We start from the raw sequence: 12644 nt of genomic DNA on the forward strand, positions 1-12644 counted from the left end.
CAAAAGACTAAAGTCTAGGATACGACAGATCACATCTCGTTCAAAACCTAGTCCTATGGAAGTTAGAATTGGAAAACTAAACCAATATCTAACAGGGTGGTGCGGATACTTCGCTTTAGCTGATACTCCAAGTAAGTTCAAAGAATTTGAAGAGTGGATAAGAAGAAGACTTCGTATGGTTGAATGGAAACAATGGAAAACACCTAAAACAAGAGTTAGAAAACTAAAAGGTTTAGGTGTTCCTGATAACAAGGCATACGAATGGGGAAACTCAAGAAAGAAATATTGGAGAATCGCCTGTAGTCCAATTCTACACAAAACCCTTGATAACTCCTATTGGAGTTCCCGTGGGCTTAAAAGTTTATATCAAAGATATGAATTTCTACGTCAAACTTAATTGAACCGCCGTATACCGAACGGTACGTACGGTGGTGTGAGAGGTCGGGGGTTAGTCACCCCCTCCTACTCGATTGATAAACATGATTTTGAACAGACATTTCTTTGGCTGTCTTTTGAGCATTATGCAGTGCATGTAAGAGAAATTTATAATCATGCTCTATTTTTTCCTTATTCTTTATTAGTTGATCGAATTTTAATGAGAGTTCATGATAGGTCTTCTGGAGTTCTTGATTTTCTTTCAATAGCATTTTATTTTCTTCGCTTATTCCATGCGGGTTTTCTGGGAGAGTATTCCTTAAATAATCAATACAGTCATCTAATGTTAAAGAAGGAACCTCAGATTTAGTAGTGTTGGTTTCTTCATTTACTTCAAACGTTTTATTCTTGTATTCCATTGGTTCAGCCAGCTTATTTAATTGTAGATCCTTCTTTTTATCATGCATTTTCTTTACATTTTTTTTCTGATTTTTGGCCATTTCTACAGCTTCAACATTTTGGTTTCGTACGACAGCATTCCAACGGTATCCGCATGCCGCAGGCGTACGGTTCAATTTGCCTCCAACTTCATGAAAAGCTGCAACCTGTGTACTTCCTTCTCGTATATGCCTTAGAACAGATTCAGCAAGCAACGTATCGTCATTAAGGGTCCATGCGTCATGCCTAGCTTTCACAATGACCTCCTTTAATGTGTATAGCCACATTAAATAATTTTATTCCATCATTCTTAACAACAGTAAAACCTCCGCTAAATGATTTAAGAGAAGCTAAAAAGATAAGCGGAAGATCACTGTTACATAAAAGATCCGCCAAGTCTCGCTTTACCCGGTTATAGCGGGCAGTAACCTCATTCCAAGATCAAGCAAGCTAAAGGGAGAAATGAACGTAAAGATTAAATAAGTCTCGCTAACAATAAGGGAGGATGAAAAAAACCCCCTCTGATTGAAACTCGCTTTATCTCACTCTTAATGGGCTGCATTACTCTATATCATCCTTTATCCTTACCTAATTCAAGTTTATTATGCAACTTAGTAGTTTCATATCCGTTCTTAAAGCTCAAATTACTTCCTTTGTTGATTTAATAGCTTTTCATATACCTGGCTTAATGCTAATTCAAATTTTCCCGTTCTTTTCGGTTGATAATAAACTTTGTTTTTTAGCCGGTCTGGCAAATATTGCTGCTTTACCCAGCCGTTTTCATAATCGTGAGGGTATAAATAGTCAACCCCTCTTCCTAAAGCCTTTGCACCTTTATAGTGAGCATCCTTTAAATGGATAGGAACATCGCCGGATTTACCTGCTCTAATATCGGCTATGGCGCTGTCCAATGCTTGATAAGCACTATTTGATTTTGGGGATAAGCATAATTCAATAACTGCATTTGCAAGGGGAATCCTGGCTTCTGGAAACCCTAAACGTTCAGACGCTTCAATGGCCGACAATGTACGACCCCCTGCTTGTGGATTGGCTAGTCCAATATCCTCATAGGCGATTACTAGCAGTCTTCTATTAATACTGACGAGATCACCTGCTTCAATGAGTCTCCCTAAATAATGTAAGGCTGCATTTACATCAGATCCTCTAATGGATTTTTGAAAGGCTGAGAGAACGTCATAATGAGCATCTCCATCTTTATCATGAACAAAACTTTTCTTTTGAAGGCATTCTTCAGCTATATTTACCGTTATTTCAATGGTTCCCTCTTGATTTGGTTCAGTAGAAAGTACGGCTAAATCAAGTGCGTTTAGCGCCGAGCGAACATCTCCACCGCAGCTTCCTGCAAAATGATGTAAGGCATCTTCTTTTACGTCAATTAGTTGCCTGCCTAATCCGTTCTCTTTATCGTGAATCGCTCGAACTAAAGCTTGTTCAATCTCTTTTTCATTAAGAGAGTGTAGTTCGAAAATTTGGCAGCGGCTGCGAATTGCCGGATTAATTGCATGGTAAGGATTGCTTGTTGTCGCTCCAATTAAGATAATCTTCCCATTTTCAAGATATGGCAACAAAAAATCTTGCTTTGCTTTGTCTAAGCGATGGACTTCATCTAAAATTAAGATAACTTTCCCTGACATTTTAGCTTCTTCAGCAACAATCTCCATATCCTTTTTATTATTTACAACTGCGTTAAGCATACGAAAGGCTGTACCAGTACTGCCTGCAATTGCAGTAGCAATTGAGGTCTTTCCAATTCCAGGAGGGCCGTAAAGAATCATTGAGGACAAATGCTTCGCTTTTACCATGCGATAAATTATTTTTCCTTCTGCGACTAAATGTGTTTGTCCAATAATATCCTCTAGTCTTTTTGGGCGCATTCTATATGCAAGTGGCTGCTTCAAATTAAACACTCCAAACGTTTCGTTAAAAAATAGGTTATCCTATTAGAAAAACATATTATTTGAATAGCAGAATGTCCAACCTGTATAGTTGGAGATAGTGCCTAATAATATTATAATATGCTATAATGGCTAATGTTCAAAGTAAGAAGCTAAGATAATGTAACTGGGTTGCATCTGAATTTTTATTTTTGACATTTATTAATGCTTGTGATAAGAATTATTATTTCAGGCAATTGGATGAATGATAATACCTAGAATGATTCTTTATTAATGATCAGATTGTTGTCAAGGAATTGGCTTAAATAGAATTTAGTAGGGGTGGTAGGATGAAAATATCAACTAAAGGCCGTTATGGTTTAACAATTATGATTGAATTAGCAAGAAAGCATGGGGAAGGACCTACTTCTTTAAAAAGCATCGCACAAACACATGATTTATCTGAGCATTATTTAGAGCAGCTGATCGCACCGCTTAGAAATGCTCGACTTGTAAAAAGTATCCGCGGGGCTTACGGCGGTTATATTTTAGGTGATGAACCCTCAAAGATTACATCAGGCGATATTATTCGTGTTCTTGAAGGTCCCATCAGCCCTGTAGAAGTTCTAGAAGATGAAGAGCCGGCTAAGAGACAGTTATGGATAAAAATCCGTGATGCTGTAGCAGATGTGTTAGATAATACCACACTCGAAGATCTTGCGAGTTATACAGATAATGATGGCAATCAAGAGCCATATATGTTCTATATTTAATTGCCGAAGTGCCTTGCTTTAGCGACACGTAAAAAAAGCACTGTAATCTAGTTGCAGCTCCTAGCTCCGCTGGTTTAGCCAATCAGAATTAGAAGGGAAAACCCGCATTTTATTCCTGATCGTCTTATGCTTTATTACAGCTGTACACTGCAAGGTCATTTAAAACAATTTTACTAACCAACTAACTCTCTTTAATACCCGTTAAGGTACCGCAAAGGAAACACGAAGAGCGTAAACGATTCGATGTAGACTTTGCTATTAGGAGGGTGAGGTTTATTTGTCGGGAGAAGCTGGTAGTATAAAAGGCCCAACGTCAATCGTTATGACTGCATACCTTTGCTTCGCCGCTTGATCGAAGCAGATAATTTAAACAAGCCAGCCTATTAATTTATAGACATAAGAAACGGAGGGTTGCCATATGAAACGTATTTATTTAGATCATGCCGCTACATCTCCATTGCACCCAGAGGTTGCTGAAAAAATGTTGCCGATAATGACGGAAAACTTCGGTAACCCTTCAAGCATTCATTCATTTGGTAGAGAAGCGCGGCGTATTCTTGATGAATCGAGAAGAAATCTAGCTAATCATATAGGAGCGGCGCCGTCGGAAATCATTTTTACAAGCGGCGGTACCGAGGCTGATAATCTAGCTATTATAGGTACAGCGTTGGCAAATGCACATGCTGGAAAACATATTATTACAACGGAAATAGAGCACCATGCCGTGCTGCATGCATGTAAGCATCTTGAACGCGCGGGGTTTAACATTACTTATTTGCCAGTTAATCAACAAGGTGTGATATCTCTTGAAGAATTAAAGAAACATCTGACGGAAGAAACAATTCTTGTATCAATCATGTACGGTAATAATGAGGTGGGATCCATACAGCCGATTCCAGAGATATCAAGGCTGTTAAAAGAACATAAAGCTTTATTTCATACAGATGCTGTACAAGCTTTTGGGATCGAAGAAATAAATGTGAAAGATTTAGGTGTTGATCTTTTAACCGTTTCGGCCCATAAAATAAATGGACCTAAAGGTGTAGGATTTCTTTATGTAAAATCAGGTATCAAGCTTCAGCCTTCCTTATATGGGGGAGAACAGGAACTAAAGCGCAGGGCGGGAACAGAAAATGTTCCAGGGATATTTGGGTTAAGTTGTGCAGCTGATCTTGCCTTAACTGAACGCCTTGAAAAAAGAGAAAAGTATAAGTCATATAAACAGGAAATGATCGCGATCTTTAATGATCATCATGTTGAATTTGATATTAATGGTTCAGAAAGCGGACTTCCACATGTTTTTAATGTGTATTTTCCTAAAACGCAAATTGAATCACTATTAGTTAACTTAGATTTAGCTGAAATTGCTGCTTCAAGCGGATCAGCATGTACGGCAGGATCTGTTGATCCATCCCATGTTTTAGTGGCTATGTTTGGAAAAGATTCCGAAAGGATCGTATCATCCATTCGCTTTAGCTTCGGTTATGGAACTAATTTAGAAGATATACAACTTGCTGCAGAGAAAATCTCAAAAATCGTAAAAAGAGTAACAGCATAGAGCAATTATGGAGGTGAAACGGATGAAAAAAGATCCAAAAGATACAAGAGTAGTCGTTGGCATGTCAGGCGGGGTGGATTCATCTGTTGCAGCGCTTCGTCTAAAAGAACAGGGCTACGATGTTATCGGTATTTTTATGAAAAACTGGGATGACACGGATGAGAATGGTGTGTGTACAGCAACAGAGGATTATAATGATGTCATTGAGGTATGTAATCAAATAGGCATTCCATATTATGCAGTCAATTTTGAAAAGCAATATTGGGATAAGGTTTTTACGTATTTCTTAGACGAATACAAGGCGGGAAGAACCCCTAATCCTGATGTTATGTGTAATAAAGAGATTAAATTTAAGGCGTTTTTAGACCATGCCATGTCACTTGGAGCAGACTATTTAGCTACAGGACATTATGCTCGTGTTGAATTCCGTGATGGTGAATATAAAATGCTGCGGGGAATTGATGAAAACAAAGACCAAACCTATTTCCTTAACCAATTGGGTCAAGAGCAGCTTTCAAAAGTCATGTTTCCTCTTGGGGACCTGGAGAAACCAATGGTTCGTGAAATGGCGAAAAAAGCAAATCTTGCTACAGCAACTAAAAAGGATAGTACAGGTATTTGCTTCATCGGGGAACGGAATTTTAAAGAATTTTTGAGCGGCTATCTGCCAGCCCAACCTGGTATTATGCAAACGTTAGATGGTGAAGTAAAAGGTAAGCACGATGGGTTGATGTATTATACAATCGGTCAACGACATGGCCTTGGTATCGGGGGCAGCGGTGAACCATGGTTTGCGATTGGTAAGGATTTGAAAAAAAATGTATTATACGTTGATCAAGGATTCCACAACGAGCTTTTATATTCTGATTCAATTATCGCAACCAATGTAAATTGGGTGTCAGAAAAACCTTCTACTGAATTGAACTGTACTGCAAAATTCCGTTATCGTCAGGCAGACAATGAAGTAACAGTTAACATGCTTGATGAAACAACTGCCAAGGTAACGTTCAAACAACCGATACGTGCTGTTACACCAGGTCAAGCTGTCGTTTTTTATGATGGTGAAGTATGTCTTGGCGGCGGTACTATCGATGATGTGTTTAAAAATCGTGAAAAGCTATGGTACCTTGGGTAAGGATACGCTAATATTAAAAATGGGGGTTGACGGATTTTTTCTATGTCATCCCCTTTTCATTGTAAGTTATATTATGCTTTTGTAGAAAGAAGGTATGACAATGGATGCAAATCAACGTGGAATTAAAGCAATGCAGCAGGGAAAGTTTGAGGAAGCAGCAACTAGTTTCTCTGAAGCAATTGAAGCGAACCCAAAAGATCCAATTAGCTATATCAATTTTGGGAATTTGCTTTCAGCGGTAAATGAGCTTGAAAAGGCATTGAAATTTTATGAAAAGGCATTTGAAATAGATCATGAGGCAGCAACTGCTTATTATGGAGCAGGAAATGTATATTTTAATCAAGAAAATTATCATGAAGCCAAAAAAATGTATGAAAAGGCACTGAAAAAGGGATTGGATCAAGGTGACGTGCACTTCATGCTTGGAATGTGTTTGCTTAATATTGGTCAAAACCGCCTTGCACTTCCCTATTTTCAACGTGCTGTTGAATTAAATGAACATGATAGTGATGCAAGATTCCAATATGGATTATGTCTGGCACAGCAGGATTTAGTGGAAGAAGCAATGAAGCAATTTCAGCAAGTTGTTGAACTTGATAAGGAACATGCTGACGCTTTCTACAATCTAGGTGTTGCATATGCATTTAAAGAAGATACAGAAAAAGCTATTGAAATGCTGGAAAAAGCATTAAGTATCCAGCCAGATCACTTATTAGCAGGACATGCACTAAAAATTATGAATGCAAATAAAGAATAAAGCTGCATTTTAGGTAGAAGGGAGAACAGGATTCATGCAGGAAAGTGCTGATTTATTCGGTGAAAAAGAACGTTATGTAAAGGGGCTTGTGAAGGTCGTTATTTTTCACAATGAGCAAAACTTATATTCCGTGTTAAAGGTAAGAGTTCATGAAACAAGCGAAAAGATCGAAGATAAAGAGATAACCGTAACAGGTTACTTTCCTCTCCTGCATGAAGATGATACATATACTTTTTTTGGATCTTTTACAAATCACCCAAAGTTTGGCCTGCAGTTTCAGACAGAGCACTTTCGAAAAGAGATTCCGCAAACAAAAGAAGGAATTATCCAATATTTATCTAGTGATCTGTTCAAAGGGATCGGCAAAAAGACCGCAGAAACGATTGTAGAAAAATTAGGAGAGTCAGCGATATCTAAAATCCTGCAAAACCCTTCGATTTTAGATGATATTCCTAAAATTAATAAAGAAAAAGCGAAGCAGCTGGTTGAATCGCTGGTATCTCATCAAGGTCTAGAGCAAATTATGATTGCCTTGAATCAATTTGGTTTTGGCCCCCAGCTTGCCATGAAAATATATCAAGCCTATCAAGATGAAACATTGTCCATTATTCAGGAAAATCCGTATCAATTGGTACATGATGTAGAAGGAATCGGTTTTGTACGTGCAGATGAACTTGGAAAACAATTAGGTATGCCAGGAAAAAGCCCTGAGCGAATCAAAGCGGCATGCCTTTATCTTATTGAAAATTTATCCTTGCAGGATGGACATGTATATTTAACTGTAGACCAGCTTATTTCAAAGACTTTGGAGCTCCTAAATCACTCAAAACAAGAAACCATTCTGGAAATGGATATTGCCTCTGAGATTGATGCTTTAGCAGAAATGAAAAAACTGATTGTAGAAGATGAAAGAGTGTACCTGCCAAGCCTTTACTTCGCTGAACAAGGGTTGGTCAAAAATATTAAAGAGGTGTTGGGACAAACTGTATATGAAGAGCTATTTCCTGAGTCTGAATTTTTACTCTCACTCGGAAAGCTAGAGGAGAGAATGAATGTTCAATATGCCCCAACGCAAAAGGATGCTATTCAAAAGGCATTAATGTCGCCTATGCTGCTATTAACAGGTGGCCCAGGAACTGGGAAAACGACTGTCATTAAAGGAATAGTAGAGTTATATGCAGATTTACATGGCTGCTCACTTGATCCCGCAGATTATAAAAGAGACGAACCATTTCCAATCTTGCTAGTTGCTCCTACAGGGCGTGCTGCAAAGCGAATGAGTGAAGCAACCGGCATGCCCGCTGTAACGATTCATCGCTTATTAAAGTGGAATGGCGCTGATGGCTTTGAACATGATGAAGAAAATCCAATTGCCGGAAAACTCCTAATTGTAGACGAGGTGTCAATGGTCGATATATGGATTGCCAATCAATTGTTTAAAGCACTTCCAAAACATATACAAGTGATCATGGTAGGGGATGAGGATCAGTTACCATCTGTTGGACCTGGCCAGGTGCTTCGTGATTTATTGGCTTCAAAGCAGATTCCTACCGTTCGTCTAACTGATATTTACCGTCAAGCAGAAGGTTCTTCTATCATTGAGCTTGCACACGATATTAAACAGGGAAGATTGCCTCAAAATATAACTGCTCCAACTTCAGATCGGTCATTTATCCAATGCTCACAGTCACAAATGAAAGAGGTTGTTGAAAAGGTAATAAAAAGTGCGATTAAAAAGGGATATACATCAAAGGATATTCAAATATTGGCACCTATGTATAAAGGGCCGGCAGGAATTGATCAATTAAACAAATTGCTTCAGGAGCTTTTTAACCCTAAGACACCTGGAAAAAGAGAGATGAATTTTGGTGATATTGTTTACCGGACTGGTGATAAGGTTCTTCAGCTTGTCAACCAACCGGAAAGCAATGTTTTCAATGGTGATATAGGTGAAATCGTAGCAGTCTTTTACGCAAAGGAAAATACCGAAAAGGAAGACATGGTGGTCATTTCCTTTGATGGCAATGAGGTAACATATACAAAACAGGACTTTAACCAGTTTACCCATGCATTTTGCTGCTCAATCCATAAATCACAGGGAAGTGAATTTCCGATTGTTGTCTTGCCGGTGGTAAAGGGCTATTATCGGATGTTAAGGCGCAATCTAATCTATACAGCTATAACGAGAAGTAAACGATCACTAGTGTTATGCGGTGAAAGAGAAGCTTTGCAGTGGAGTATTTCGAATAACGAGAGTTCTGAAAGACAAACTACACTCAAAATTAAACTAAACGGTTCTAATGAACTCGATGAATTACAAAAAGAACTTCCATTTCCAATTGAAGATGCAAATATCGGAATGGAACACATTACACCTTATGATTTTATGGATTAACGCCTTCTATGTTGTTCTTATAGATTAAACCTTATTCTTAAAAAAAGTGAGGAAATATTTACAAACTAAATAATAAAATAAAAAATATTTTTTAGGGAATAGTAAAACTAATTTATACTCGTGCAAACATATAAAATGCGTAGTTGATCTACACGAATAGATCAACTACACATATTTAAAAATGACTTACTGGTAAATGCTTTGGTTTCCTGATTGACTTTGATTTTGCTGTTGCTGGTTTTGTTGTTGGTTTTGTTGTTGGTTTTGCAGTTGTTGTTGTGATTGGTTAATTTGCTGTGAAATTTGGTTTAACATATTGACTGATTGCAGTGATTGTTCTACATTATTTAACATTTGAGCTGCCTGGTGTATAGATTGTTGTAATTGTTGAAATGTTTTCTGTTGTTGTTGTTGAGCTTGTGCGCTAAATTGTTGCATCTGACTTAATAGCTCATTTGATTGTTGTTGACTTTGCCCAACTGATGACATCGAAGATTGCTGTCCACTTACATTTAATTGATTCAAGGCATGTTGTATAGTTTGTAATTGGCTTTTTAACGGTGCAAGCTCTTCGCCGATTTCTTCTTCTACCATAGCAGACGCAACTTTTTCAATTTTAACCTTTTCTGCATCTTTTGATTTAATATTCTTTTTAATAACTTCTAATTCTGTTTCTTTTACCATAATTAAATTCCTCCTTAAAATAGATTGTCAAGGTCAATTAGTATTGGCAGCTACTAGTGAATCACCAGTAGACAAATATATTGTCTTCTTTCTAAGAATGATTTATTTGTGGTATGAATTTCCACATTTCCTAAGAATGTGTTTCTATTTGTGTTTATTAAGAATAATTAAATTAGAAAATACAAAAAAGACCGAATAAGTCCTTTTAATGTAATTTGGCTTTATACAATTAAGTGGAGATATTGATTGGAAAACGTTACAGAGTATGACTTTAAGGAGTAGGGCATAATCTAAAAATGTTCGGAAAGGTGGAGGATTTCTTTGCGGACATTTTCAAATCTTAAAGGGCTTCCGGTATATAGTAATAAGAACGCTAACTTATTAGGTCATGTGACCGATTTATGTTTATCCCATGAGGGCTTTATTATCGGACTGATTATGGAAGGCAAAGGGTTGTTCAATCGTGACCGCTTCGTTCCAATTTCTTCAATTGATGCGCTTGGCGAAAATGGCGTTATGGTTGAAAATGAAAACAAGCTGCTTTCGATCCAAGATATGAAGACGAATTACACATACAATACCTATGATGATCTTCGCTATAAATCGGTGCTTACAAAAGAAGGAGAGCGACTTGGTTTATTAGAGGACGTTTATTTTTCTGAAAAAATGGGCACAATTGAGGCATACGAATTGACGGACGGATTCTTTGCTGACATCACTGAAGGTAAGAAAGTAGTTAGAGCATCTGGTGAACCACTTACGATCAGCAAAGATGCTATCGTCATCGATTTTTAATGTAAAAAGAGGTGTGCCCAGTTGTTTTCATGTCCGAATTGTAAAAGTAAAGACCTTGGGAAGATAGGCGTAAATCAATATTACTGCTGGAACTGCTTTATTGAACTATCTGTTTCAAAGGGTAAAATATTAACTCATCAAGTTGAAGAGGATGGAACGTTAAGCTCACTTGATGATTTATTTTCTGAGGATGAACGATCAATAAGCATGTAAAGGGGGGATAGGTCTTGAAGCGTACCGTAACCTCACTAGTTTCATTAGGACTTGGTGCTGCAGCATACTATGTTGCACGAAATTCTAATATGACATCTAATCGTTCGATGAGAAAAATGCGTAAACGTGTTATGAAAATGTTTTAAGGGCAGGAGCTGGCAAGCCAGCTCCTTTATTATTTTTGACAATGAATCCCTTAGCATGAATAATTTTCTAACTTCCTTCCACAATATGAAAGAGAGGGAAGGTGAAGAAATGAGAGACCGTCAAATAAAATGGTTACTCCGTATTACTATTTTATTGTTAGGACTCCTTACAATTTATGTGTTTTTTCAGCTTCATAACCTGTGGGATCCCTTTTTTCTCATGTTTAAAGCGATTTTTATTCCTTTTTTAATTAGCGGATTTATTACGTATTTGCTTCATCCAGTAATTGAGAAACTTCACAAGACAGGGGTTCCTAGATCAATTTCCATTCTCGTTATTTATTTTTTATTTTTTGGTTTAATCGGATATGGTTTCTATCGGGGAATTCCCGTTTTAGTTACCCAGCTCAGGGACCTTTCTGAAAATTTCCCGCAGTTTTCAACAACCTATAAAAGTTGGATTGATTCAATTCATGTACAAACAAATCGTTGGCCTGATGGAATTCATGATCGTATCGATTTAATGTTTCAGGAAACAGAAGAATGGCTTGCTTCTATGATTGAAAATATCATAAATAGTTTAAAAAGTATTTTCGACTATCTCCTTTTACTCGCGATTATTCCATTTCTCGTCTTTTATATGCTAAAGGACTATGAGCAGCTTAAAAAGGCAGCATGGTATTTGACCCCGCGAAAATGGAGAAAGGATGCAATCCGGTTTTTAAAGGAAATAGACCATTCACTGGGAAGTTATATAAGGGGCCAATTATTTGTTTGCTTCATAATTGGCAGTTTAGCTTTTTTGCTATTATGGTTTTTTAACGTGAGATACCCGCTGATCTTAGGGCTGTTAATTGGAATAACAAATATTATTCCTTATTTCGGCCCGGTCATTGGAGCGGTTCCTGCCTTAATTATTGCCGCAACCATGTCAACGGAAACGGTGTTATTTGTAATTGCAATCATACTCTCCTTGCAGTTTTTGGAAGGAAATATTTTAGGTCCATTTATTGTAGGAAAAAGTCTTCATATGCACCCGATAATAATTATGCTAGCACTACTAGCAGGCGGAGAAATTGCTGGAGTATTTGGTTTAATGCTCGCAGTACCTATAGTTGTGATTTTACGCGTCATCCTTGTACATATTGTACAACTTAGAAGGCAGCATTGACATTTACATGCACCTTGTCTATAATTCACGATAGAATATTGCTAAATCATTGATGGAACGAAGTATGTTGAAACCGCTTTTTAGAGAGGAATTTCCTTGGCTGAAAGAAATTCTAAAGTACGGACAACAGAAGGCTAATCCTAAGTGCAGAAAAACCTGCCGTTAAAACCACGTTACGGTTTAATGAAGAGATGGACTATTTCTTTGGTTATAAATGTTTAGTTTTGGAACTTAGCATTTTTAACAGCTTCAGGCGCCATCGGCGAAGTAAGGACGTTCATGTGCCGTAAATCAGGCAGTCGCGATTTG

The 12644-nt window shown here is 37.5% G+C and carries 13 protein-coding genes; 10 read left to right on the plus strand and 3 right to left on the minus strand.

All coding sequences use genetic code 11. The annotated features are described in order from the left end of the window. Positions 1–397 (plus strand): group II intron maturase-specific domain-containing protein (locus WQ54_RS30360; protein WP_046590522.1); only part of this gene is annotated, 397 nt, incomplete at its 5' end. A gap of 55 nt (positions 398–452) precedes the next feature. Here the strand turns inward: WQ54_RS30360 and WQ54_RS30365 are convergent. Further along, the gene (locus tag WQ54_RS30365; protein WP_046590523.1) at positions 453–1070 is read right to left on the minus strand and encodes a hypothetical protein; all 618 of its coding nucleotides are present in this window, start codon (positions 1068–1070) and stop codon (positions 453–455) included. Positions 1071–1457: 387 nt separating this feature from the next. Further along, positions 1458–2708 (minus strand): replication-associated recombination protein A, encoded by a 1251-nt coding sequence (locus WQ54_RS30370; protein WP_046590771.1) that lies wholly within the window; start codon positions 2706–2708, stop codon positions 1458–1460. Positions 2709–3058: 350 nt separating this feature from the next. Here WQ54_RS30370 and WQ54_RS30375 point away from each other — a divergent pair, with 350 nt between their 5' ends. The 5 genes from WQ54_RS30375 to WQ54_RS30395 all read left to right on the plus strand — a co-directional run bounded on the left by WQ54_RS30375 (position 3059) and on the right by WQ54_RS30395 (position 9326). Continuing rightward, complete coding sequence (locus WQ54_RS30375; RefSeq protein ID WP_046590525.1) at positions 3059–3481, plus strand: cysteine metabolism transcriptional regulator CymR; 423 nt, start codon at positions 3059–3061, stop codon at positions 3479–3481. 418 nt (positions 3482–3899) lie between these two features. Beyond that, positions 3900–5039, plus strand: coding sequence for a cysteine desulfurase family protein (locus WQ54_RS30380; protein WP_046590527.1), 1140 nt, complete (start codon positions 3900–3902; stop codon positions 5037–5039). A gap of 22 nt (positions 5040–5061) precedes the next feature. Then, the gene (gene mnmA / locus WQ54_RS30385; protein WP_046590529.1) at positions 5062–6174 is read left to right on the plus strand and encodes a tRNA 2-thiouridine(34) synthase MnmA; all 1113 of its coding nucleotides are present in this window, start codon (positions 5062–5064) and stop codon (positions 6172–6174) included. A 100-nt stretch (positions 6175–6274) separates the two neighbouring features. Then, a complete protein-coding gene (locus tag WQ54_RS30390; protein ID WP_046590530.1) occupies positions 6275–6931 on the plus strand; it encodes a tetratricopeptide repeat protein in 657 nt (218 codons plus the stop codon). A 34-nt stretch (positions 6932–6965) separates the two neighbouring features. Further along, a complete protein-coding gene (locus tag WQ54_RS30395) occupies positions 6966–9326 on the plus strand; it encodes an ATP-dependent RecD-like DNA helicase (protein WP_046590532.1) in 2361 nt (786 codons plus the stop codon). A 186-nt stretch (positions 9327–9512) separates the two neighbouring features. On the opposite strand, the gene WQ54_RS30400 is transcribed toward WQ54_RS30395, so the two are convergent. After that, the gene (locus WQ54_RS30400; RefSeq protein ID WP_052738050.1) at positions 9513–10010 is read right to left on the minus strand and encodes a hypothetical protein; all 498 of its coding nucleotides are present in this window, start codon (positions 10008–10010) and stop codon (positions 9513–9515) included. 321 nt (positions 10011–10331) lie between these two features. On the opposite strand from WQ54_RS30400, the gene WQ54_RS30405 reads away from it, so the two are divergent. The 4 genes from WQ54_RS30405 to WQ54_RS30415 all read left to right on the plus strand — a co-directional run bounded on the left by WQ54_RS30405 (position 10332) and on the right by WQ54_RS30415 (position 12335). Continuing rightward, positions 10332–10805 carry a PRC-barrel domain-containing protein gene (locus WQ54_RS30405; RefSeq protein WP_046590533.1) on the plus strand — a complete coding sequence of 158 codons (474 nt, stop codon included), beginning with the start codon at positions 10332–10334 and terminating at the stop codon, positions 10803–10805. A 21-nt stretch (positions 10806–10826) separates the two neighbouring features. Continuing rightward, positions 10827–11018 (plus strand): hypothetical protein, encoded by a 192-nt coding sequence (locus WQ54_RS30410; RefSeq protein ID WP_046590535.1) that lies wholly within the window; start codon positions 10827–10829, stop codon positions 11016–11018. A gap of 14 nt (positions 11019–11032) precedes the next feature. Next, positions 11033–11164 (plus strand): YrzQ family protein, encoded by a 132-nt coding sequence (locus WQ54_RS33205; protein WP_084822391.1) that lies wholly within the window; start codon positions 11033–11035, stop codon positions 11162–11164. A 109-nt stretch (positions 11165–11273) separates the two neighbouring features. Continuing rightward, a complete protein-coding gene (locus WQ54_RS30415) occupies positions 11274–12335 on the plus strand; it encodes an AI-2E family transporter (protein ID WP_046590538.1) in 1062 nt (353 codons plus the stop codon). Positions 12336–12644 lie beyond the last annotated feature (309 nt).

Source organism: Bacillus sp. SA1-12 (assembly GCF_000981385.1).
GTDB lineage: Bacteria > Bacillota > Bacilli > Bacillales > Bacillaceae > Metabacillus.